Consider the following 21531-nt stretch of genomic DNA (forward strand, 5'->3'; position numbering starts at 1 on the left):
TTCCTTTTTTTGAACCGGATGAATTGTTCCTGTCTTTTTCGGGTATCGAGTGGATAGGAACTACTTGCAATATACGAGGAATTGAACGGGTTGCGATCTGCTTTAAACAAGAAGCTGCTTCATCCTTTCCGCGTGCATCTACGGACGATCGACTGTCCGAATTGCAGACAACACTTAAAGGAGAGAATGAAATGGGACATGACCACGGGCACGACCATGCACACACTGGAAACAAACGTGTATTATTGATTGCTTTTTCCATCATCACACTATTTATGATCGTTGAAGTGATTGGCGGATACTTGACGAATAGTTTGGCACTTCTCGCTGACGCCGGACATATGTTAAGTGACTCGGCGTCACTCGCGATTTCGCTCGTCGCGTTTAAGCTCGGGGAACGGGCAGCGAGCGGCAGTAAGACATTCGGTTACAGACGTTTCGAAATCCTGGCTGCCGTCATCAACGGTGTCGCTTTAATCGCGATTTCGCTCTATATCTTTTATGAAGCGATTCGTCGTTTTACAGAGCCGACGTCGATTGCCTCGACAGGGATGCTGATCGTCAGTGTCATCGGTCTTCTCGTCAATCTGCTTGTCGCTTGGATCATGCTACGCGGAGGCGACGTCAAAGAAAACCTGAACATGAAAGGTGCCTATCTCCATGTCTTGAGTGACACACTCGGCTCGATTGGTGCGATTGCAGCAGCCTTGCTCATCATGTTTTTCGGTTGGAACTGGGCCGATCCGCTCGCAAGTATCATCGTAGCGCTGCTCGTCTTACGAAGTGGTTACTTCGTGACGAAATCAGCCGTCAATATTTTGATGGAAGGTGTCCCTGAGAACGTCAATCTCGAAGAAATCACCGCGACGATTCAAGGGACAGAGGGTGTCAACGACGTCCATGACTTACATGTCTGGGCGATCACGAGTGGATTGAATGCCCTGTCGTGTCACGTCGTCACGGACGGGGACATGTCGATTGCTGAAGGGGAGGCGTTACTTCAGGAAATCAAGCATAAGCTTGAAGATCAACATATCCATCATGCGACGATACAAATCGAGACTGCGAATCACGAGCATAGTGATGCCTTACTTTGTGAACTCGAGGGGCGTGCCGCACCTCATTCGCATCACCATTAATTAAATGGATCAACATCATGCATCGTTCACGACAGCTGTCCTTTTGTTTTAAAGGAGTTGATTAAATAATGGATCATCATTATTCGCCAAGTGAATTTAAAGATAAGATGTATGCCGATTTAAAAGTAACACCGAGCGACTCCGTTATTCTCATGTGTTCAATCTTCATTGCCTCAATCGGTCTGAACATGAACTCCATTCCAATCATCATCGGCGCGATGCTCGTCTCGCCGTTGATGACCCCTATTTTAGGTGTCGGATTTGCATTATCCGTATCCGATTTAACACTCCTCAAACGTGCGACGAAATTATTGATTGTCCAAGTGTCCGTCAGTCTGATTGTGGCAACGTTATACTTTTCCATTTCACCCATCACGTATGCAAGTAATGAGATCATTGCAAGAACGTCACCGACGATTTGGGATGTCGTGATTGCGTTTGCCGGCGGGACGGCAGGCATCATCGGTGCGCGAAAAAAAGTCAGCAATAACATCGTACCCGGTGTCGCGATTGCGACCGCTTTAATGCCGCCTCTTTGTACGGTCGGCTATTCGATTGCGACGATGAATTTGGACTATTTTTTAGGATCGAGTTATTTATTCGTCATCAATTGCGGCTTCATCACGATTGCGACGTTCATCGGTATTCGGTTCATGGGCATTGCTTCTGCAGTGAATGCTAATAAACGTCAAAACCCTCGCATTAACATTGCACTTGCCGTCCTGTCCATCCTGATTACGATCCCCAGTATTTTTTCTGCCGTGACATTAGTCCAGGAAAGTGTCATCAGTACCGGGATCACGTCGTTAATCGATGAGCAGTTCGCGGAAAACGTGGTGATTGACCAGTCCTATGATGAACAAAAAGAACAATTGACGGTGACGGTCACCGGGAAACGCCTGTCTCAAGAAGAGGTGACGGCAATCGAATCGAGCTTACCGGACTATGGATTAGCGGATACAGACTTGGTAATCAATCAGGTCCCGGACATCAACGCCTTGACGGGCGAACAAGCAGCAGCCGTCCTGAACCGTTATCTCGAAGAACGGTTGCGTCAATCCAGCTGGTTCAGCAACCGGTCATTCAATCTTGATGAACTTCCATTCCAATTAAAGGACTGATTCGATGATTGCCTTTTTCATATTGATGCGAAACATGTTTCATGTCGTCCGAATCCTGTTTCGCCAAGAAGAACAGAAAGCGGTCATGTTTTCCGTCGTCTTCTTACTCGCGGTCGGAATGTTCTTCTATCATAGCGTCGAAAAATTGACGTATCTCGATTCCGTCTACTTAGCGGTCATGACATTGACGACGGTCGGCTATGGTGACGTTCATCCGATCACGCCACTCGGAAAAATCTTTTCGATGGTCTACGTGTTGCTTGGCATCGGGGTCCTCAGTGCCGTCATTGCCAACTTCAATCGGGCGTTAAAAGAATTTCATCAAACGAAACGGAAGCCGAAATGAGGTCTAAAGGAGGAGGGGAATGATGTGAAGTTCAATCTGGTTTTTATCTTCTACAGTTGCTTACTCGGGATTCTCGTCGGTGTAGTCGCGTCACTTTTTTTAGGCGTCGTCAACGCATTGATTCATCTTGTGTGGACGACATTACCGGAAACGTTTGACAGCACCTGGTACCCGATTTGGATGGGAGCGACGGGTGGGGTGTTGATTGGACTGTTTCAGAAATACATCGGGGATTATCCGAAGACGATGCACGAAACGTTACGTGAATTTCAGGAAACCGGACGGGTTACGTATGAAGGGGCGATTATCAAAAACAGTAGCGCGGCATTACTTGTCTTAACGTTCGGGGCAAGTCTTGGTCCGGAAGCGGCACTCGTCAGTATTTTGGGAGGATTGATGACGTGGATCGGCGACCGGATGACGTGGACGATTCATAAAAAGGAACAATTGCTTGAACTCGGGATCGGGGCGATGTTAGCGACGATATTTTATGCACCGTTCGTCGGTGTCAGTGAAGCGATCGAAGAGGGAATCGCAGAACGTCGTTTTCAATCAAAACTGACGAAAGCCCTCTTGTACGGGATTACGACAGCGTGCGGGATTTTAGCGTTTACGTTGTTGAACCGCCTCTTCCCGAGTGCTTCCGTATTCGGTATCAGTACCCCCGAAGTCAATTGGACGCGGGAAGTCTTTTACTTCTTAGTCCCGGCAATCCTCATCGGGGCAGGTTTCGGAGCAGTGTTTCTTCTTCTTGGTCGATGGACGGACCAGCTTGCAATCAAATATCCATCACCGCTCGGACTCGCAATCAGCGCCGGACTCGCCATCGGTTTGTTTGGTATCTGGTCACCGTATTTTTTATTTTCCGGTGAACATGAACTATTAGACTTTTCAAAAGAAGCGCTCGATCAATCCATTCTCTTTTTAGTCTTGCTTGCGCTCGGAAAAGCTTTGCTGACGAATATCTGTTTTTCATTCGGATGGCGGGGCGGGAAAATCTTTCCGGCGATTTTCTCAAGTACCTCCATCGGCTTCGCGTTTGCCGTCTTGTTTCCATATACACCCGGGTTACTCGTCGCCGTCGCCGTTGCTGCGAGCTGTACCGTCATTTTGAAACAACCTTTCGTCACGGCGACGTTGTTATTATTTTTGTTCCCACTTCAATTCTTCCCGTTCATCTTATTCGTCGCAATCTTGATTAAACAAATCTCGATTCGAATCGAAGGAAGTATCAAGTAAAGTCAGACGAGTCATGCGGTCCTTGATTTCTTCAATCAATCTCTTTTCCTGCTCCAGCAACGAATCACGAGCACAGAAAGCACGACGAACAAGACCATCCAGGAGACGTGTTTCATGGCAAATGTGGCAACGAGATCCCAGCGTTCCTTTAGATAGTAACCGCTCGTCATGAAGAGCAAGGACCAGACCGTAAAGGACAGTGCCGTTGAAAGTAAAAATGTCGTCAAGCGAATCCGGACCGTCCCGGCACCAAACGCAAAAACCGTTTTCCAGAGCGGGGACAAGAGCAGGTACCAGCCACCATACTGGCGTAAGTTGTGTTCGGCGCGTTGCAAACGGTCCGGACGTACGTGAAGCCACTTCGTCAGCACATGCAGCAGCCGTTCACCGCCGAAGTAGCCGAGACCATACAAAACGAGTTGCGACAGGACGAATCCGATGACGCCCGTCGCAAGCATCAAAACGTAGGAGAGCTGATTCGTCGCCACTAAAAAGCCGGCATAACTCATGATCAGTTCGGTCGGGATAAAGTGGGCGAACAGGGCGAGAAAGACACCGAGATACCCATAATGGTCCATCCAGATTTGCCAGTTTGTCATGTCATTTCTCCTTTCGAAGTCGTGTAGCGGCAGCCCGCACCAGAAGTTTACCGAATCGTTACACGCCCTTCATAAATGAAACGGTCGACATCTCCGATAGACTCGACGAGGAGATGATACGCCATGAGACCTAGAAAAAGAAAACCATTGCTGAGTGAACAATTGAACGGGTGGTTAATTCCGTTAGTCGGAATCGGCTTACTGACGATTAGTTTACTGAGCGTCTATGAAGTATATCAGACATCGACGAAGTCAGTGACGGAACGGCTCGAACGGGAGTTGACGATGCTCGATACAAGCGTCAAAGCGATTGCGCTGACCTATCCGGAAGCGAATAAAGCGCGGGATCAAGCGGTGAAACGGACGAAAAATCAACAGTTGGCGGATCTTGCGCAAGATGATTATGAAGCTGCGTTCGAAACGTTCCGTACGAAAGATCAGGTTTTCCCGGCAATTGCATTAACGAACACCGAGCAAACCACCGTCCGGCGCGACTTAAACACGAAAACCGTCACGACGGTAACACATGGAGACCGGTTCATCCTGGCAAAAGCGATTCAGGAACTCGATACGATCGTCTTCTTATCGGTCGACCGGGATCAACTGATCGGTCCGGCCAAGGCACTGGCATTCGAACTCGGGACCTTAAGCCTCGCGGTCCTGTTTTTCGTCAGTCTGCTGATCCGCTTCCGGATTAAACAACAGCTGGCCCCGTTATCCGTCCTCTCGCTGAAGATTGAAGAGGCCCACGCGAAACGGAACTATCGGCCGCTTTCACTTAAGACCACCACGTTTGAAGTCGAACAGTTAGTGTTCCAGTACAATCAATTGATGAACCAAATCACAAGCTTGACGGATGAACTGGGCAACACGAGTAACCAGCTCAAACGGATGCAACCGGAATTCATGAGCCAGCTATCGGCAACCGAGGAGTCGGTGACGGCGATCTCAGAAGTCGCCACTTCCTTGACCACCCATTCACGGGAAGTGGAATCTGTCGTCGAAGAAACGGATCAACTCCTGCACACCTCCTCGTTAGCGTTAGAACGGATGAATCAATCACTACAAGAGAGTCAACGGACGCTCGTCCAGTTCCAGTCGGAGATCGCACAGGAAGAAACCATTCTTGATGCGTTGAAAATCAGAACGCAGACGTTACATACGTCGTCCGACGTCGTCTTGCGGTCACTACACAGCACACGTGAGAAAAATGATTCGATGAACCACTCCATTCAGCAGATTCAACGCGTCGCTGAGGCGACACGACGGTTATCGCTTAATGCCTTGATAGAAGCCTCGCGCGCCGGTGAAGCGGGGCGTGGTTTCGCAATCGTCGCAAAAGAAGTCGAACTGCTATCGCTTGACGTGACGCACTTGATTCGGAGCATCAATCAAGCCAACGACGAATTGACAGCGAGTGTCACGACGATGGAAGGCGATTTAAGCCAGATGACGACCCACATCAATGACACGTTCCAACAGTTAGGTCAAGCGACGGACGGGATGACCCAGCTATTTTCCGGTTCATCTCGGATTGAAGAAGCATTACGACACGTCGAGCTGGAACGCCATGCGGTCAATACGGTGAATCCAGCAGTCGCCTCGCACCTCAAGACCATCCAGCACACCTTACTGACGTTACAAACGTACGGCAAGACGCTGGGTGATCAAATGAATGTGAACATCGCGCGGCAGGAACAGTTAAAACGTCATGGAGATACGATGCATCAACAGGTCCAACTCCTTGAACGAGCGATTGATGCAAGTGACCACACCTTGACTAGACGGTAAACAAAAAACCAAGACACACTCCAACGTAAGCACGGAGTAACTCTTGGTTTATCTCTGTTTCACGTCACAGCGTCAAGCAGCCGCGAAAGCCACGACTCGCATAATAGGAATCCGCTCCATTGTGATAAACGAATACCGTATCATACCGGCGATCGCAATAAAGCGCACCACCTTGGTCACGAATCGATGATGGCGTTGCAACCCAACTCGACGTTTTGAGGTCCATTGGTTCGAGTGCTTGCAGCATTCGGTATTGCGCTTCTGTCAATAAGCTGACCCCCATCTCCGTTGCCTGTTCGAGCGCACTCGTCGCAGGTGAATTTTTTTTACGCTTCTCGCGGGCAGCCTGGTCATAACAGCAACTGCGGCGACCCGTAGGACTTTCCTTGACGCAATCAAAAAAGGTTAAGTCATCGGGTGCGTCCGGGTCCGTGACGAGATCCGGTTCACCACCGGTCTGTTCCATTCGTTTGATAACCGCTAACGCATCAGGCTGTTGCTGTAAGCGTCTTTCGACATTAGCCCAGTCGACATTCGGGTGCCGGTGCATCTGTTCCTTGAAGCGGGTTTCGAGTTGTTTCAGTACTGTCTGTTCTTCTTCCGTTGCAGTCATGGGGAGTACCTCCATTCTTCATCTATTCGTTACAGTCAGTATACCCACTTTCACTGTAAAATATGAAAAATCCGTGTTTCCTGTCACTTCGGAAGGAAACACGGATTTGATTAACAGGTCTCGCATCATTGCTCCAAATAGCGGTAGAGCGTACTTTTGCTAATCCCCGTTTCCTGACGGATTTCAGCGAGGTTGTACTGTTTGCTTTGATACATTTCGATTGCCCGTTTGACATTGGCATCTGCTTTACGCGGGCGGCCCGTCTGTTTCCCGTCCGCCTTCGCTTTCGTCAACCCTTGGCGTGTCGTCATACTGACGACATCGCTTTGGAGGGCGACAAGATGTTCGACGAGTTCTCGAAACGAGTGCGTGAGCGGTTCGCGGGTATCGATTTGTTCCCGGATCGTCACGAGGTATGCTTGCTTTTGTTCGATTTGTTCAAGCAATTCAATCAAATGGCGCGATGAGTCAGCCAAGACATAAAGTTGCGAGACGACAACCACATCCCCCGTCGCCAGTGAAGCGATTAACTGTTCGAGCGCTTCCCGTCGTTTGGACGAAGCGTGTTCTTCGATGACTTGGCGTTCGGGTTTGAAGGCTTGAACGGCTTCCATTTGAAGGATACATTCCGGATCTTCATAAAACGGACGCATATAACTGATAATCATAAAATTCTCCTCACATCGTACACTAGTCGTAAAATCAATCGTCCCAAAACAGTTCCATTATGATACTTTAAGTGGTACGCTTAACGGACATTCAACGAAACCATCCATTCGGGTCCCCCTTAGTATACGGGAAACCCTGTAGGGGTGGAAGGAAAGGTGGAACGAAATTGATGAATTTGACACTCCGGGAACAGTGGTTCTCAAACATCCGCGGTGATATTTTAGCGGGAATCGTCGTCGCCCTCGCATTGATTCCGGAAGCGATCGCCTTCTCGATCATTGCCGGTGTCGATCCGATGGTTGGCTTGTATGCCTCGTTCTGTATCGCCGTCATCATCGCTTTCGTCGGCGGACGTCCGGGAATGATATCGGCAGCGACCGGTGCGATGGCACTCCTGATGGTCCCGCTCGTCAAGGAACACGGACTGGATTATCTATTAGCGGCAACGATTTTAACCGGTGTCATTCAACTCGTATTCGGTATCTTGAAGGTTGCCCGCTTCATGCGGTTCATCCCGAGAGCCGTCATGATTGGTTTCGTCAACGCACTGGCAATCTTGATTTTTATGGCACAAGTCCCGCACTTCGTCGGGATTTCAACGTTGACGTATGTCATTGTCGGCATCACACTCGCCATCATCTATTTGTTGCCGCGCTTGTTCAACGCGGTTCCGGCACCGCTCGTTGCCATCATCGTCTTGACGGGACTGACGATTTACTTCGGCTTCGACTTACGGACGGTCGGAGATCTTGGAACGATTGAGCGGTCATTGCCATCGTTCTTCTTACCGGACGTCCCGCTCACATTCGAGACGCTCGGCATCATCTTCCCGTACGCACTCGCCTTGTCGATCGTCGGATTGCTCGAATCGTTGCTGACAGCAACGATTGTCGACGACATGACGGGAACGGAGAGCGAAAAGAACCGCGAAGCACGGGGGCAGGGGATCGCGAACTTCGTCACCGGATTTTTCGGAGGGATGGCTGGATGTGCGATGATCGGACAATCCGTCATCAATGTTAAATCCGGGGGACGTGGTCGACTTTCGACGCTCGTCGCGGGACTGTTCTTAATGTTCTTAATCATCGTCCTTGGCAACTGGGTCATTCAAATTCCGATGCCGGTTCTTGTCGGGATTATGATCATGGTTTCAATCGGAACATTTGATTGGTCGTCCTTCACCTATATCCGAAAGGCGCCGAAAGCCGATGCAATCGTTATGTTGACGACGGTCATCACGGTCGTCGCAACACATGATTTGTCAATCGGAGTCATCACTGGAGTCATCTTGAGCGCCTTGTTCTTTGTCGCGAAAGTCTCAAAAATCAACGTCATCAAGCGACAGGAGAAGGATCAGACGATTTATACCGTCCAGGGACCACTCTTCTTCGCTTCCGTCGATCACTTCATCGCATCTTTTGATTATGAGGTCCATGATACTGCGATCATCATCGATTTCTCATCGACACAAATCTGGGATGATTCAGGAGTCGGTGCCATCGACAAGGTAATGTTACGCTTGATGTCGAATCAGAATAGTATCACGATCCTTGGATTGAATCCGGAAAGTAAACGTCTCGTCGATCGCTTGGCGATTCATAACCGACCGGATTCGAAGTCCTCACCCCATTAACCTGAAGGAGTGATTTGTATGTACAATCATATTCTATTAGCCGTCGACGGTTCTGACCATTCTGTCCGTGCAGCGGAAGAGGCGATTAAACTCGCACGTTTGAACGAATCGAGCAAGATTGAGGTCGTCTTCGTCGCGGACTTCGCGAAAGCACGCGAAGAAGTCTTGCATTCGGAGGGGAGCGAAGCGCTAGAAGTCGCACGGCGACGAAAGCTCGGACCGGTCGAAGAAAAGCTCGAAGCGGCAGGGGTGTCCTATTACGTTACAATCCTCCGCGGGGAACCGGGGCCGGCCATTGTCGAGCATGCGAATCAGCAGCCGACGGATATGACGATCATCGGTAGCCGCGGGTTGAACTCGCTTCAGGAAATGGTCCTCGGCAGCGTCAGCCATAAAGTCGCGAAACGCGTTAAAAGCCCCGTCATGATCGTCAAATGACCGGACGAGGGGATATTCTCTATACAAAAAACAGACCACTTTGTTGCCGTTGCACACAAAGTGGTCTGTTTTTTGATTTTAAAGGCGCATGCCCGGAGACAGTTTGACGACGCGGTAAAGTATGAAGGCACCGACCAACAGAATCGGATACGTCGTCTCGATGTGTTTGACGAATACAATGAGAATCGGGACGGCAATCAATAGGCCGAGCAGGACATAACTGATTTTGAGTAATCTGCGCTCTTGTTGCCGCAACATGGGAAACCAACCTTCAAACAGCAGCAAAAGCAGTTGTCCGCCGTCGAGCATGATCAGCGGAAGACAGTTCGTCAATCCGAGAAAGAGACTCGTCGCAGCGAGTAACTGAAGCAGGACCGTCACGGTGTAAGGACCGTCCGGCAAAAGAGACGGCAGACTATCAAACAGGAAGTGAACCGGATACGTGACCCACGGTGTTATCAGGTGATACCACCCGGCCACTAGAGATTGTGCCGGATTCATGATTTGCAGGACCGAGAGACAAGCAAGCGGGACGAGGACGATGCTCATGATTAGTCCCGAAGCGACGAAGACGATCCGTCTACCGCGATTGACAGCAGCGTCAGCCGGTAAGACATACCCTCCGAGTAACAGCAAACAAAGCTGGTAGGTGACGCCACGGTATGTCGCCCGCGCGAGAACGGGACCGAACCCAACTGACAGGGTGCGGACCTGTATCCGGACGAGCTTGGCACCTGCGACGTGTCCGAGTTCATGGAGGAGCGTCGCCAGCAAAAAAGTCCCCAATAATACGAAATACGACATGATCTGCTCCTTTTAACGCGTTAATTGTTCTTGAAAGATGAGACGAAACTTCGGACGAACGTCGATTTCGATGGTTTGGACGACTTCGTCTTGTTCCAAGGTCAGTAAAATCCGTGCAGCTTCCCGGTCGTCTTGAATGATTTCAAATGACGATAATGCCTGTAAGGACATACTCGACAGCAGTCGACCGTCGGAACGCTGATTGACTTGAAGGGAAAACTGACCGCTTGCCGGTGTCAGACGAACGATGAACTGTTCGACGGCATTTTGAAAGCGGTACGTCGATTCGTCGTAATAGAAGAGTGGAACCGGTTCATCCGGTTTTACTGAAAATAAGGACAACAGGTCTAGTTCTTCAGGAAACGACTTCACTAAAATCCACTCCTTTGGTAAAATGAACTAACTTTCATATCATACAGTATTTTACAAAAGAGGGTACAGTGAAATTGGAAGCAATTGTAACGAAGGAGGACAACTAATGGGATACATAACAGAATTAAGAAAATTCATCGGCAGTCGACCGATTATCAGCGTCGGTGCGACAATCCTCGTCATCAATGAACAAGGACAACTTTTGTTCCAACACCGTTCCGATACAAACGATTGGGGATTACCGGGCGGCTCGATGGAACTCGGGGAAACATTAGAAGAAGTCGCAATCCGGGAATTATATGAAGAAACGGGACTTGTGACGGACAAGGTCAAACTCATTGGTGTCTTTTCCGGACCACGCTACCAGTTCACATATCCGAACGGAGACGAGACGGATAGTGTGATCAACCTGTTCCACGCGCACGAAGTCACGGGGACATTACAAATCAATGATGACGAAAGTTTTGACTTGGCATACTTCAGTCAAGATGCGCTCCCGGAAAAAATCGAAAAACGGGCACATGCCTTACTGGAGGAGTTAGGTACCACGATTTGGGCATTACGTAACTCCTTTGAAGTAAAGAATTAAACCAAGCATGACAGAAAAAGCGCCCGACGTCCTTTTGAACAGGACATCGGGCGTTATCTGTTACTTCGAGACAACTGAAATGCGCTCTTTATCATGGCGATTGTGTTCGACCTCATCCGCAATGGCGACGGCATAATCGGCGTAACTGATGTAACTGTCACCTGCTGCATTAACGGTCAAGACGTCTGAAGCGAGTTGGTACGTTCCTGTCCGTTCACCTTCCGGATCGAAGAAGGCTGCCGGACTGACGAACGTCCAATGTAAGTCGGTCGCCTGTTCCAAATCAATCAGGTTAAGCGTCTGACTTTTCGCCGTCGGAAGGTATGCTTCCGGGAAATCCGGTGTATCTGCCAAACGTGTCGTTTGTTCCTGGTCGACGAACAGGCTGCCGGCGCCACCGACGACGATTAAACGCGTTGCCGTTCCTGACAATGCCTCCATCAAATGGCGACCGAGTTCGACGTGCTGAATCTCATCTCCAGGCGCCGCGCCAAAGGCATTGATGACGACATCGAATCCCGACAGGTCGTCCTTCGTCAATGCAAACGCATCTTTTTCGAGGACGGAGTCGTGCGTCGTCCGGGTTACATTTCGGACGATTGCCGTCAAGGCATGTCCCCGTTCTGCCAGTTCCCGTAAAATAGTTCGTCCTGCTTTCCCACTTGCACCGATGATCGCAACTTTCATCTCACATCTCCTCCTTTTAAGTTTATGTAGCATGACACTTGTAATCATTTTAGTTACAAAAATTTATTCTGTCAAGGAAATTGACAAAAAAACATCCCCTCACTAAACTGAAGATATTGGTGGTGAAAACAATGATCAATAGTCGACTAGCGGTCGCAGTGCATATACTCGCTTTAATCAGTTCAAGTGAAGAACAACCGATGTCTTCCGAAATCATTGCCGGGAGTGTCAATACGAACCCTGTCGTCATCCGTCGCCTGACCGGTCTCCTGCGAAAAGCAGGACTGCTCAAGACACAGGCGGGACGGACCGGTGCAATCCTGACACTAAAGCCGGAAGACATCACATTGCTGATGGTCTATCGTGCTGTTGAGCCGAAAGAAGACTTATTCATGATGCATGAGTCCCCGAATCCGAATTGTCCGATCGGCCGCGAGATTCAAGGCGCGCTCGAGACGACGTTCAGCCGGGCTCAACAGGCGTTAGAAGCAGAACTCGCAGCAGAAACGTTAGCTGATGTCGTCCATCGTCTCATTCCGAGATGATGGTGGTCGTGTCTGGATTTGTAAACGGATTCAAAGGAGGATAAACGATGCGCTTAGTCAGTTACTCTGCTGTGAGTGTCCTTTTATCGTTTTTATGTTTTACGGGTTATGCGCTGTTAAACAACTTAGAAAATGAATTTCTTTATCAATTTGGAACGTTTGCCGTGACACTTTTTTCATTTTTGTTCGGGATTCCCATGTTATGGATTGCCGGGCGGTACCCTTTACCGTTACGTCTCCTGATTTATCTGACGACGTTGACCTTCGCCATTCTCTTGTTTATCGGTGGTTATCAAGCGTTTGGTCAATCATCCATCGATATCCAACTGAACGTGCTCGGAATCGTTCGCTTTGCCGTCATCGCCTGTCTGTTTTATGTGATTCCGTATGAAGTCTGTGCAAAACGGGTTAAACGTCCCTCTGTCTCGACGTAAAACGATCTTTTTTTAAAGGTCGTTTTTGTTTTGCAGGATTTTCCAAATATATCACGAATTCCATTCAGGACAAGATGAATTTAAGGAGGAAATCAGATGAAGGATACATTTCAGTGTCAGGACATCGGTAAATCATTTTCAGGGGACGGTATCGAAACGAAGGCACTTGACGCCGTCAATCTGACGCTCGACGCAGGTGATTTCATCTCAATCATCGGACCGTCTGGATCAGGGAAATCGACGTTACTCAGTCTGATCGGGACACTTGATCGACCGACGACAGGGCAGCTATTGTATGGCGACCGCCCGATCAATCAGTTGAAGAGCAAAGAACTGTCTGATTTCCGGTTCGAGAACGTCGGATTTATCTTCCAACAGTTTCATTTGATTCCGACGTTGACGGCACTTGAAAATGTGATGGCTCCATTGTTCGGACGCAAAGTTTCCTATGATAAGAAGGAGCGGGCACTTGCCTTACTCGACCAAGTCGGTCTTGCAGAAAAAGCCAGCTCGTTGCCGTCCCAGCTCTCCGGCGGACAACAGCAGCGTGTCGCCGTCGCCCGGGCACTCGTCCATGAGCCGAAGTGGCTCCTCGCGGATGAACCGACGGGGAACCTCGATACGGAAACCGGGGAAATCATCTTTCAACTTTTAAAACGGTTGAACGCTGAAAAAGGATGTGGCGTTTTGTTCGTCACCCATGACCCGGAGCTTGCTGACCGCGCCAATCGAAAAATCGAGATGAAGGACGGACTTGTCATCGAAGATTCGCGACTCGTCACGGTCTGACGGAGCACCGATTTTGTTTTCGGACGGCTGACCCTTTACACTTATCAGTAAAGGAGGCGACGCATGATGCGACTTGGCATACTCGATCAAGTCCCGCTCCACGAAGGGGATACGATCGAACACACGATGATTCGAACGAAACGACTCGTCGAAGCAGCAGAACAGCTTGGTTATGAGCGTTACTGGTTCGCCGAACACCATAATACGAACGGTTTACTTAGCGCAGCGCCTGAATTATTCATTGCCCGGATGGGGAGTGATACAAAAACGATTAAGCTCGGGACGGGTGGCGTCCTGTTACCGCAGTACCGCCCGTTAAAAGTCGCGGAAAATTTTTCGACGCTCGAAGCCTTTTATCCGGGACGGATTGAACTTGGTATCGGAAGCTCTCCAGGCGGAAGTGAGCGGACACGAAGTGCCTTGACGGACGGGGAAGCGAATAAGTATTCTGAGTTCCCACGCTTGATGGATGAATTGTCCGGTTTTTTAACTGATTCGTTGTCCGCAAAGCATCCGTTTCGGATCGTCAAGACGACGCCGCGCCTCACGCAAACGGCTCCCCTCTATTTGCTCGGCCTGTCACCGAACAGCGCAAGGCTCGCGGCAGAGCGGGGGATGGGGCTTGTCTTCGGTCATTTCATCAATCCGGACCGCTGGGAAGAGACATTACGGACATACCGCGAGCAGTTCATTCCGAGTGCGCAGTTCAAGGAGCCGACGGTCATCGTCTGTGTGTTTGCGATCTGTGCCGAAACGACAACAGAAGCAGAACAGTTGGCGACGACACAAGATGCCTGGATTCAAGGGATCCGGCTCGGAAACTCGATCGTCCCGTCGTTTGATACCGTCGGGACGAAGGACTGGAACCCGGAACAATTAAAACGGATCCAACACGACCGGCGCCGGACTATCGTCGGAACGGCGACGGAAGTTGAAGCAGCACTCGAACAGTTGGCAACCCGGTACGGGACGAATCAATTTTTGTTAATCAACAATGCTTACGACCAAGACAAACGGCTCAAATCGTACCGGTTGATCGCCGAACAGATGATACAGCACTAAAAAACGGCCGACGATGTGTCGGCCGTTCTTGTATACTCCTTATTTTTGTGATGTCGGACGGATCAGGATTTCATTGATCGAAACATCATCCGGTTCACTGACCGCATAGTTGATTGCCCGAGCAATCGCGTCGGCATCAATCGCCTGCATGTTGCCGATCCCTTGTTTGATGTCTTCATCCGTAATGTGGTCTTTTAGCTCCGTATCGACGGCTCCCGGTGAAATGATTGTCGCGCGAATGTTATTATCGACCGACTCTTCCTTCCGGAGACCTTCCGTAATCGCACGCACGGCAAACTTCGTTCCACTGTAGACAGCGCTTGACGGCATGACTTCGTGACCTGCGACGGACGAGATGTTGATGATATGCCCTGATTTTTGTTTTCGCATGTACGGAAGGACAGCCCCGATTCCGTAAAGAACGCCTTTGATGTTGACGTCAACCATCGTATCCCATTCATCCTGCTTGTTTTTATGGAGTTGCGACAACGGCATCAGACCGGCATTGTTGACGAGGACGTCGACTGATCCGTACGTCTCCTGTGCCAGTTTCGCGAGTTGTTCGAGTTGCTCCGTCTTTGTCACGTCCGTCACTTGATAGACCGCTTGACCACCGAGCTGCTCGATTTCTTCTTTTAATGCTTGCAACCGATCTTCACGACGTGCTGCGAGGACAAGTTTTGCACCGTTCTTCGCAAGTAACTTCGCTGTTGCTTCCCCGATACCGCTTGATGCACCTGTAATGATGACGACTTTGTTTTCAGCCATGATTGATAACCTCCTGTAGTAGTTGCTTCACTGATTTATGCTCACTGTTGAGTTATTGCCTGTTTTGCTGCAGGACAAACCTACGGAAGACACTTATGAAAAAAAGGAGCTGGTTCGTATGAAACGACGGACGATTCGTTTAATCGTCATCTTACTTGTGATTGGATTGATTTTCATCATCGAACCATTCCGAAATCAACCGCCGCTTCCTGACGTGTCGGTCGGAAACCAAACGATCCCGACGCAGCAAGGGTCCTATTGCTGGCATGGTCTCATACGGGGACAATGTGTCGACTATATCTACACGAACCCGCTCGAAATGACAGAAAAATTGAAGCCGACCGTGGTCCGACCGGAGTCACCGATTACGATTGCCTTTCATGACGGTCCTACGCCGGACGATTTAAAAATCGAACAGTGGCAAGATGCAGAGACAAGACAGACAGTTACGCTGCAAGACGAACAACTCAAAGCACCTGATGCGCGCGGAATCTATGTGTATCATGTCCTTGCTGATTGGGAGCAAGGGGACGGGAACTCGGCTTTCGTGATTGAAGTGAAATGACACGTCGAAACGGGTAAAGACGAGTAAGATCGTCGTGTTTAAGCAGAGAGGATGAAAAAACATGAGACTCGAAAACAAAGTTGCCATCGTGACGGGGGCGGCGTCCGGAATGGGCAAGAGCATCGTGGAGCGGTTTGAGCAGAAGGAGCACGTGTCATCGTGTCTGACATTCAGCTGGACGGGGCAAACGCAGTAGTCGCGGCGATTGAAGCAGCCGGCGGGACGGCGACCGCCATCAAAACGGATGTCACGTCTGCTGAAGCGATTAAACAACTGTTTGACGAGACGTTAGCGGCTTACGGACAACTCGATATCCTTGTCAACAATGCCGGAATCATGGACGGGATGGAAGGGGTCGACGAGCTGACCGATGAACGCTGGGACCGCGTTCTCGCCATCAATACGACTGCCGTCATGCAGACGATGCGGCTCGCGATTCCCTTATTTCGTGCACAAGGTTCCGGAAACATCATCAACAACATCTCAATCGGTGGACTAAACGGAGCGCGTGCCGGTGCTGCGTACGCCGCCTCCAAACACGCCGTCGTCGGTCTGACAAAAAACACGGCGTTCATGTATGCACAAGAAGGGATTCGCTGTAACGGAATCGCGCCCGGTGCCGTCGAGACGAACATCGGACAATCGATGACGAACATCAGTGAGTTCGGGATGGGACGGACGATGCTCGGGATGGGCTTGAACCCCAGAACCGGACAACCTGACGAAATCGCACAGCTCGCTTTGTTTCTTGCATCAGACGACGCGAGTTTCATCAATGGGGCAATCGTCGTTGCAGACGGGGGATGGAGTGCCTATTAGGCCGATAAGACGAGAGCATATACTATAATAGGGCAATAGGCTGTAGCGTAATCAAGATGACGGACATCCCCGTCATCTTTTAATTTGTCCGAAAGCAAATAACGCTTGTTCAATCCGATTTTTTAATAAAATACATAAGAAAAACGAATCTCACTGTTAACGATCAACAGTAAAAATCCGTTCGCGGACAGTCGTTGTTTTCAATTGTTTCCGGGCATCAATCGAGTCACGGATATGTATAATGTATTGTCGTCCTTTCCGATACCCAGAGCGAGGCGGTTTAATCCGCAACTCTTTCCCATCGATGACAACGAGTTCATTTTGCATCCGTTCCCCCGTCGAATCCGTGACGGTAACGGTTCGGTTCGAAACTTGATCAGCGCGGAGTCCATGTGAAAATTCAATAGCGAATGTATGATACGTCGAAATCGAACGTGTCCGTGATTTGAAGTGCGGGTCGTCTGTTCGTGCTTCAAGGGAACAGTAACACCCTGTGAAGACTAAACAAACAGTCAGGATAATGGAAAATAACGGTTTCAAAACAAGGCTCCTTTCGTCATTTACTTCATTTTAATACAAAATATGGTAGTATTCAATCCGTCTCAGGACGGAATACTAAAATTTTTTCTTCAAGGAAGGTGGAGTGGGGTGGTATACTCGAAAGCGAGAGAAAGGCAGTGAGAGCGTATGACAGAAAGCATGAGAGAAATTATCGTCTCCATCCGGACAAGTTATGATTTTAAAGCAGACCAGGGACGTGCCGTCCGCGTCGTCGAGTTTCACGGGCGTCGGACGACGACGATCGACACCATCAAACAATCGACACCGAAGCGGATGATTCTGCTCGAGATGATTCGGGCCGTCAATTCATTTAAAGAACCATTCCATATCATTTTTAATGTCGAATGTAATTTCGGCTTTAAATATTTGAATGATGAACGCAAGTGGGAAAACCGCGATCTTGGTGATACGTTTAACGAAGCAATCAAGCAAGGCGGGCACACGTTCGAATTACGTGACAGCTCTTTTTACGAAGGTGGAAAAGACCTGCAAAAATGGTTACTCAACATCTTAAAGAAAGCAGACTGAGTCGGTCTGAAGAGGGGTTCTATCGTTACCGATAGGATTCCTTTTTTCTTTAGGACTCCCGTGACTTACTAATATGTGGTAAATTTGTTGGAAGAAAGATTCTTTTTAAGAGGAGGTACGCTCTTGAATCATGTATTGCGTCGGTCGAGCCCTGTCGTCGTCAGCTCTTCGATCCTCTATTTGATTGTCTCGAGTATCGTCCTGAGCGGCTATTTCCGAATCGCCGTCGCCGATCCGTTCAGTTGGCTGTTTTACTTGGGAATTTTGCTGTCGGCCTGTTCGATCGTACTACTCAGTCAAATGCGACACGTGTATACCGGCATCCTGCAAATCGTGTTAGTGTGTCTGCTGCTCGCGATGACCGGACTCATGACGGTGATGTATGGACTGGAAATCATCTTGAACTGACTTAAAACTTACATGAAGAGGTGTGTACAGATGAACAAAGAAGACCATCAACTTGCGAGAAAACTTTTAACGACCTACTTAACCGGAACACAGCTCTCGACGATTCACTTGGCTAGTTTCGTCAGCCTGGATTTCATTAATCTCTACGATACGATGAACCCGGAAATTTCGTTACGGATTGAAACCGATCGCCTCTATTACGGGGACGTCGAATCGTCAAAAGATTGGGTCGTCCGTCATATGACGAAAGAAGAGATGTTACACTTGATCGTCACCTTACATACTGAACGAATCACTGGTGTACGCATCGGAAAAACGATTCCGCACCTTTTTCTGACGTTCAGTTCCGGGAAGACACTCGTCGTCAACGGCTCGGACACGTATTACGAATCCTGGACGGTCGATTTACGGTTGAACGCCGAAGCGACGGCCTCAATCGTCGCTGTACCGGGAGATGAACTGGCCGTTTTCGCCAGTGATAACGCCTTATTCCAAGATCGGGTCATGGAGTGACATGAATCCAGAAATTCTTACACTGACGAATGAACTGGTGGCTGAACGATTCCCTGAATCCTTAGCTGCAATGATTGCCGGCAGTCATGTCCGTGGACGGGCGACAGCGACGTCTGACATCGACCTGATCGTCCTCATGCCAACAGGAGCACGCACCTACCGGGAGTCGTTTCTGTATGAAGGATACCCCGTCGAAGCGTTCATTTACACGGAAGCGACGATTGCCGACTTTTTCGAAGCGGATCGCGCACGTCGACGCCCCTCGCTGCAACGGATGGTCGCGGAAGCGGTGCCGGTCCGGGTGCATCCACTCGTCGACCGGTTGAAAACGGAAGCGTCGCGCCAATTGCTTGCCGGACCAACGCGATGGACGGTTGAACAATTAAATCAGAATCGCTATTTTTTGACGGATCTGCTCGATGACTTCATCGGGGTAGAGGACCGGACGGAAGGACTCGCCATCGCAACACGTCTTTTCGATCAAGCAGCTGCCTTTCACTTAACGGCATCCGGACGCTGGCTCGGTCAAGGAAAATGGTTGCCGCGTGAACTCGCCGCCCTCAGTCAAGCAGATGCTGACCGATTCACGGATGCTTTCGAACGTTATTTCCGTCATGATGAGAAACAATCGGTCATTCAGTTGATCGAGACGTGGCTAACACAACATGGCGGACGACACTTTGATGGATTTTCCATCGGGACATAAGACCTGCTCTTGTTGCGACGAGCAGGTCTTTGTTATGCTAAAGAACTAGACGAAACCATCAATCGGTTGAACGGACCGTCGCTTACACAAGGAGAGAATCGCATGAAGAAACAACTTGTATGGCTCATCAGCAGTTTCCTCGTCGGGATCGGTTGTTTCTTATTTTTACAACACGACAACCATTCCGCAGCGTTCCATGATCCGGCCCCTGAGTTAACACCGCAAGCGGTCGTCGCCGGTTTCAACAAAGATGCGACCATTCAGCTTACGACGAAAGAGGTCTACTGGACAGAAACATTAAGCGATACACAGGCAATCGCTTATGCTGAGACGAAGACGACGCGCTATTTGATTGTGTTACGGCGCAACGAGGCAACGTACGTCGTCACTCACGTCACACGCCGTACCGTACACGACGGACAAGAGTGGGCGGAAGCGGATGTCATCGATACGGACGCCGGCCGTTTCCTGATTGTCGTCGGTGAAAATCACCATCGCCTGATTGATCATTTGACGGTAGCACCATTCAAGGTTGCAGTCACGAACGGCGCAGAAGAGATCCGTGCCATCGAAGCGATGACGCGTACATTTGACGTCGCAACGAAGGAACGGTTCCATACGGTGCAAAAGCTCCCACAAGCTTTTCCGAAATCACTGTTCTTTGATCTCCACGCGGTCGACGCCTCAGGCGCAGAACGGTTTCGCTTCCTATCGAACACCATCGACTGAAGCATCAAGAGTGGGCACTCGTCTTCCCATTCGGTATACTAGTTGCAGTGAACAAGGGAGGAATCGGTATGTGGATTGTAATGAATCAACTACGCGTTGTCAAAGGGAAGTCCGATCAAGTTGCGGCGCGCTTTAAGACGACAAAAGGGATTGAGCAGATGGAAGGATTCATCCGGATGCAAGTGCTCGTCGATATTAGTCAGGACGAACACGATGTCGTGACGATCATGACGACATGGGGAAAACAAGCAGATTTCCACGCTTGGCAAGCGAGCCAAGCATATAAAGGCGTCCATAAAAAACGAGACGCTGGGACTTCTGAAGTCAAACCACTTGTCCTCTCGAATGCCGTGACGGAATATGCCGTCGTCGCCGATCATCCGCATCTCTAAAAAATGCCTGACACCCGTTCTTCGGATGTCAGGCATTTCAGCGTGTAGACAAACTAGATGGAAGGTCACTTGAATGTGATCTCCCATCTTTTTTTGCTCTCTCTTTCCTCCCTAATCGTCTTCCTGTGGCAAACATCGCGCCGCTTCGCTTCGCTGCAGAGTCGCTCCTGTTTGCTTTCCACTAGGAAGCGATTAGATCGGAAATCGAGGCTTTTTTAGCTTTCTTTCATATTATAAAGTAAAAAAATATACCACGAAGGAGGGTTTCCCATGATGGGAAAACGAAATCAACCCCATCGTTCTGAAAACATCACGGTCACACTCGAACAATTGGTTCCTGCGGACCACTTGGTCCGCAAGGTCGATCAGGTGATGGACTTTCAATTCATCTATCCATTGGTTGAAAAGTTATACTGTGAAAATAACGGAAGACCTAGCGTGGATTCTGTTCTCTTAATCAAGATGGCTCTCCTTCAATATTTATTCGGTATTCCTTCTATGCGGAAGACGAAGAAATCGAAACGAACGTCGCCTATCGTTGGTTTCTAGGACTTGGATTGGATGAAAAGGTTCCTCATTTTTCAACCTTCGGAAAAAACTATGTCCGACGCTTCCAAGACACGACGATTTTTGAAGATATCTTCTACAAAATTCTGACCCAAGGCGTCGATG

Annotated in this window: 27 protein-coding genes and 2 pseudogenes; 21 read left to right on the top strand and 8 right to left on the bottom strand. The window is 49.4% G+C overall.

Going from position 1 to position 21531, the window contains the following annotated elements:
- Window positions 1–191: 191 nt before the first annotated feature.
- From A0126_RS07640 to A0126_RS07655, 4 genes are all read left to right on the top strand, one after another.
- Complete coding sequence (locus tag A0126_RS07640; RefSeq protein WP_088837128.1) at window positions 192–1139, top strand: cation diffusion facilitator family transporter; 948 nt, start codon at window positions 192–194, stop codon at window positions 1137–1139.
- Window positions 1140–1207: 68 nt separating this feature from the next.
- Window positions 1208–2260 carry a DUF389 domain-containing protein gene (locus tag A0126_RS07645; RefSeq protein ID WP_204251449.1) on the top strand — a complete coding sequence of 351 codons (1053 nt, stop codon included), beginning with the start codon at window positions 1208–1210 and terminating at the stop codon, window positions 2258–2260.
- Between the two features lie 4 nt (window positions 2261–2264).
- Complete coding sequence (locus tag A0126_RS07650; RefSeq protein ID WP_088837130.1) at window positions 2265–2606, top strand: potassium channel family protein; 342 nt, start codon at window positions 2265–2267, stop codon at window positions 2604–2606.
- Between the two features lie 24 nt (window positions 2607–2630).
- Window positions 2631–3845, top strand: coding sequence for a chloride channel protein (locus tag A0126_RS07655; protein ID WP_088837131.1), 1215 nt, complete (start codon window positions 2631–2633; stop codon window positions 3843–3845).
- A gap of 35 nt (window positions 3846–3880) precedes the next feature.
- Here A0126_RS07655 and A0126_RS07660 read toward each other — a convergent pair whose 3' ends face one another.
- Window positions 3881–4444: a DedA family protein gene (locus A0126_RS07660; protein ID WP_088837132.1), complete on the bottom strand. Its 564-nt coding sequence runs from the start codon at window positions 4442–4444 to the stop codon at window positions 3881–3883.
- Between the two features lie 123 nt (window positions 4445–4567).
- On the opposite strand from A0126_RS07660, the gene A0126_RS07665 reads away from it, so the two are divergent.
- The gene (locus A0126_RS07665) at window positions 4568–6235 is read left to right on the top strand and encodes a methyl-accepting chemotaxis protein (protein WP_088837133.1); all 1668 of its coding nucleotides are present in this window, start codon (window positions 4568–4570) and stop codon (window positions 6233–6235) included.
- 64 nt (window positions 6236–6299) lie between these two features.
- On the opposite strand, the gene A0126_RS07670 is transcribed toward A0126_RS07665, so the two are convergent.
- Together A0126_RS07670 and A0126_RS07675 are read right to left on the bottom strand one after the other, a co-directional pair.
- Window positions 6300–6848, bottom strand: coding sequence for a DUF4256 domain-containing protein (locus A0126_RS07670; RefSeq protein ID WP_088837134.1), 549 nt, complete (start codon window positions 6846–6848; stop codon window positions 6300–6302).
- 125 nt (window positions 6849–6973) lie between these two features.
- On the bottom strand, window positions 6974–7516 hold the full coding sequence (locus A0126_RS07675; RefSeq protein ID WP_088837135.1) for a recombinase family protein: 543 nt from the start codon (window positions 7514–7516) through the stop codon (window positions 6974–6976).
- A gap of 170 nt (window positions 7517–7686) precedes the next feature.
- Here A0126_RS07675 and A0126_RS07680 point away from each other — a divergent pair, with 170 nt between their 5' ends.
- The gene (locus A0126_RS07680) at window positions 7687–9150 is read left to right on the top strand and encodes a SulP family inorganic anion transporter (protein ID WP_088837136.1); all 1464 of its coding nucleotides are present in this window, start codon (window positions 7687–7689) and stop codon (window positions 9148–9150) included.
- A gap of 18 nt (window positions 9151–9168) precedes the next feature.
- Window positions 9169–9588: a universal stress protein gene (locus tag A0126_RS07685; RefSeq protein WP_088837137.1), complete on the top strand. Its 420-nt coding sequence runs from the start codon at window positions 9169–9171 to the stop codon at window positions 9586–9588.
- Window positions 9589–9666: 78 nt separating this feature from the next.
- Here the strand turns inward: A0126_RS07685 and A0126_RS07690 are convergent, their stop codons facing one another.
- Together A0126_RS07690 and A0126_RS07695 are read right to left on the bottom strand one after the other, a co-directional pair.
- A complete protein-coding gene (locus A0126_RS07690) occupies window positions 9667–10392 on the bottom strand; it encodes a site-2 protease family protein (RefSeq protein WP_088837138.1) in 726 nt (241 codons plus the stop codon).
- Window positions 10393–10404: 12 nt separating this feature from the next.
- Window positions 10405–10764, bottom strand: a complete 360-nt coding sequence (locus tag A0126_RS07695) for a hypothetical protein (protein WP_088837139.1) — start codon at window positions 10762–10764, stop codon at window positions 10405–10407.
- Between the two features lie 106 nt (window positions 10765–10870).
- Between A0126_RS07695 and A0126_RS07700 the strand changes: the two genes are divergently transcribed.
- Window positions 10871–11353, top strand: a complete 483-nt coding sequence (locus A0126_RS07700; protein WP_088837140.1) for an NUDIX hydrolase — start codon at window positions 10871–10873, stop codon at window positions 11351–11353.
- A 60-nt stretch (window positions 11354–11413) separates the two neighbouring features.
- Here A0126_RS07700 and A0126_RS07705 read toward each other — a convergent pair whose 3' ends face one another.
- On the bottom strand, window positions 11414–12040 hold the full coding sequence (locus tag A0126_RS07705; RefSeq protein WP_088837141.1) for an NAD(P)-dependent oxidoreductase: 627 nt from the start codon (window positions 12038–12040) through the stop codon (window positions 11414–11416).
- A gap of 131 nt (window positions 12041–12171) precedes the next feature.
- On the opposite strand from A0126_RS07705, the gene A0126_RS07710 reads away from it, so the two are divergent.
- The 4 genes from A0126_RS07710 (at window position 12172) to A0126_RS07725 (ending at window position 14870) form a co-directional block, all read left to right on the top strand.
- Window positions 12172–12585 carry an Rrf2 family transcriptional regulator gene (locus A0126_RS07710; RefSeq protein ID WP_088837142.1) on the top strand — a complete coding sequence of 138 codons (414 nt, stop codon included), beginning with the start codon at window positions 12172–12174 and terminating at the stop codon, window positions 12583–12585.
- Window positions 12586–12632: 47 nt separating this feature from the next.
- Window positions 12633–13019, top strand: coding sequence for a hypothetical protein (locus tag A0126_RS07715; RefSeq protein ID WP_088837143.1), 387 nt, complete (start codon window positions 12633–12635; stop codon window positions 13017–13019).
- Window positions 13020–13115: 96 nt separating this feature from the next.
- On the top strand, window positions 13116–13808 hold the full coding sequence (locus tag A0126_RS07720; RefSeq protein ID WP_088837144.1) for an ABC transporter ATP-binding protein: 693 nt from the start codon (window positions 13116–13118) through the stop codon (window positions 13806–13808).
- A 63-nt stretch (window positions 13809–13871) separates the two neighbouring features.
- Window positions 13872–14870, top strand: coding sequence for an LLM class flavin-dependent oxidoreductase (locus A0126_RS07725; protein ID WP_239456892.1), 999 nt, complete (start codon window positions 13872–13874; stop codon window positions 14868–14870).
- A gap of 39 nt (window positions 14871–14909) precedes the next feature.
- On the opposite strand, the gene A0126_RS07730 is transcribed toward A0126_RS07725, so the two are convergent.
- Window positions 14910–15638 (bottom strand): SDR family oxidoreductase, encoded by a 729-nt coding sequence (locus tag A0126_RS07730; protein ID WP_088837146.1) that lies wholly within the window; start codon window positions 15636–15638, stop codon window positions 14910–14912.
- A 118-nt stretch (window positions 15639–15756) separates the two neighbouring features.
- On the opposite strand from A0126_RS07730, the gene A0126_RS07735 reads away from it, so the two are divergent.
- Both A0126_RS07735 and A0126_RS07740 read left to right on the top strand, forming a co-directional pair.
- A complete protein-coding gene (locus A0126_RS07735; RefSeq protein ID WP_088837147.1) occupies window positions 15757–16203 on the top strand; it encodes a hypothetical protein in 447 nt (148 codons plus the stop codon).
- A 61-nt stretch (window positions 16204–16264) separates the two neighbouring features.
- Window positions 16265–17022 (top strand): annotated as a pseudogene (locus A0126_RS07740) (glucose 1-dehydrogenase).
- A gap of 156 nt (window positions 17023–17178) precedes the next feature.
- Here the strand turns inward: A0126_RS07740 and A0126_RS07745 are convergent.
- A complete protein-coding gene (locus A0126_RS07745; RefSeq protein ID WP_088837148.1) occupies window positions 17179–17562 on the bottom strand; it encodes a hypothetical protein in 384 nt (127 codons plus the stop codon).
- A 159-nt stretch (window positions 17563–17721) separates the two neighbouring features.
- Between A0126_RS07745 and A0126_RS07750 the strand changes: the two genes are divergently transcribed.
- The 7 genes and pseudogenes from A0126_RS07750 to A0126_RS07780 all read left to right on the top strand — a co-directional run.
- On the top strand, window positions 17722–18111 hold the full coding sequence (locus tag A0126_RS07750; protein WP_239456893.1) for a hypothetical protein: 390 nt from the start codon (window positions 17722–17724) through the stop codon (window positions 18109–18111).
- A 123-nt stretch (window positions 18112–18234) separates the two neighbouring features.
- Entirely contained in the window at window positions 18235–18519 is a 285-nt protein-coding gene (locus A0126_RS07755) for a hypothetical protein (protein WP_088837150.1), read from the top strand.
- 30 nt (window positions 18520–18549) lie between these two features.
- Window positions 18550–19032 carry a hypothetical protein gene (locus tag A0126_RS07760; RefSeq protein WP_088837151.1) on the top strand — a complete coding sequence of 161 codons (483 nt, stop codon included), beginning with the start codon at window positions 18550–18552 and terminating at the stop codon, window positions 19030–19032.
- A 1-nt stretch (window position 19033) separates the two neighbouring features.
- On the top strand, window positions 19034–19738 hold the full coding sequence (locus tag A0126_RS07765) for a nucleotidyltransferase domain-containing protein (RefSeq protein WP_088837152.1): 705 nt from the start codon (window positions 19034–19036) through the stop codon (window positions 19736–19738).
- A 102-nt stretch (window positions 19739–19840) separates the two neighbouring features.
- Window positions 19841–20467 (top strand): hypothetical protein, encoded by a 627-nt coding sequence (locus A0126_RS07770; protein WP_088837153.1) that lies wholly within the window; start codon window positions 19841–19843, stop codon window positions 20465–20467.
- 68 nt (window positions 20468–20535) lie between these two features.
- A complete protein-coding gene (locus tag A0126_RS07775) occupies window positions 20536–20859 on the top strand; it encodes an antibiotic biosynthesis monooxygenase (RefSeq protein ID WP_088837154.1) in 324 nt (107 codons plus the stop codon).
- Between the two features lie 273 nt (window positions 20860–21132).
- Window positions 21133–21531 (top strand): annotated as a pseudogene (locus A0126_RS07780) (transposase); the annotation flags it as partial.

This window comes from Exiguobacterium sp. N4-1P, from assembly GCF_002214325.1.

Excerpts from the sequence above, each read along its gene's own strand:
- A0126_RS07640 (WP_088837128.1), top strand. The coding sequence starts at position 192 with ATGGGACATGACCACGGGCACGACCATGCACACACTGGAAACAAACGT.
- A0126_RS07645 (WP_204251449.1), top strand. The coding sequence starts at position 1,208 with ATGGATCATCATTATTCGCCAAGTGAATTTAAAGATAAGATGTATGCC.
- A0126_RS07650 (WP_088837130.1), top strand. The coding sequence starts at position 2,265 with ATGATTGCCTTTTTCATATTGATGCGAAACATGTTTCATGTCGTCCGA.
- A0126_RS07660 (WP_088837132.1), bottom strand. The coding sequence starts at position 4,444 with ATGACAAACTGGCAAATCTGGATGGACCATTATGGGTATCTCGGTGTC.
- A0126_RS07665 (WP_088837133.1), top strand. The coding sequence starts at position 4,568 with ATGAGACCTAGAAAAAGAAAACCATTGCTGAGTGAACAATTGAACGGG.
- A0126_RS07670 (WP_088837134.1), bottom strand. The coding sequence starts at position 6,848 with ATGACTGCAACGGAAGAAGAACAGACAGTACTGAAACAACTCGAAACC.
- A0126_RS07675 (WP_088837135.1), bottom strand. The coding sequence starts at position 7,516 with ATGATTATCAGTTATATGCGTCCGTTTTATGAAGATCCGGAATGTATC.
- A0126_RS07680 (WP_088837136.1), top strand. The coding sequence starts at position 7,687 with ATGAATTTGACACTCCGGGAACAGTGGTTCTCAAACATCCGCGGTGAT.
- A0126_RS07685 (WP_088837137.1), top strand. The coding sequence starts at position 9,169 with ATGTACAATCATATTCTATTAGCCGTCGACGGTTCTGACCATTCTGTC.
- A0126_RS07690 (WP_088837138.1), bottom strand. The coding sequence starts at position 10,392 with ATGTCGTATTTCGTATTATTGGGGACTTTTTTGCTGGCGACGCTCCTC.
- A0126_RS07700 (WP_088837140.1), top strand. The coding sequence starts at position 10,871 with ATGGGATACATAACAGAATTAAGAAAATTCATCGGCAGTCGACCGATT.
- A0126_RS07705 (WP_088837141.1), bottom strand. The coding sequence starts at position 12,040 with ATGAAAGTTGCGATCATCGGTGCAAGTGGGAAAGCAGGACGAACTATT.
- A0126_RS07710 (WP_088837142.1), top strand. The coding sequence starts at position 12,172 with ATGATCAATAGTCGACTAGCGGTCGCAGTGCATATACTCGCTTTAATC.
- A0126_RS07715 (WP_088837143.1), top strand. The coding sequence starts at position 12,633 with ATGCGCTTAGTCAGTTACTCTGCTGTGAGTGTCCTTTTATCGTTTTTA.
- A0126_RS07720 (WP_088837144.1), top strand. The coding sequence starts at position 13,116 with ATGAAGGATACATTTCAGTGTCAGGACATCGGTAAATCATTTTCAGGG.
- A0126_RS07725 (WP_239456892.1), top strand. The coding sequence starts at position 13,872 with ATGATGCGACTTGGCATACTCGATCAAGTCCCGCTCCACGAAGGGGAT.
- A0126_RS07730 (WP_088837146.1), bottom strand. The coding sequence starts at position 15,638 with ATGGCTGAAAACAAAGTCGTCATCATTACAGGTGCATCAAGCGGTATC.
- A0126_RS07735 (WP_088837147.1), top strand. The coding sequence starts at position 15,757 with ATGAAACGACGGACGATTCGTTTAATCGTCATCTTACTTGTGATTGGA.
- A0126_RS07750 (WP_239456893.1), top strand. The coding sequence starts at position 17,722 with ATGAGAGAAATTATCGTCTCCATCCGGACAAGTTATGATTTTAAAGCA.
- A0126_RS07760 (WP_088837151.1), top strand. The coding sequence starts at position 18,550 with ATGAACAAAGAAGACCATCAACTTGCGAGAAAACTTTTAACGACCTAC.
- A0126_RS07765 (WP_088837152.1), top strand. The coding sequence starts at position 19,034 with ATGAATCCAGAAATTCTTACACTGACGAATGAACTGGTGGCTGAACGA.
- A0126_RS07770 (WP_088837153.1), top strand. The coding sequence starts at position 19,841 with ATGAAGAAACAACTTGTATGGCTCATCAGCAGTTTCCTCGTCGGGATC.
- A0126_RS07775 (WP_088837154.1), top strand. The coding sequence starts at position 20,536 with ATGTGGATTGTAATGAATCAACTACGCGTTGTCAAAGGGAAGTCCGAT.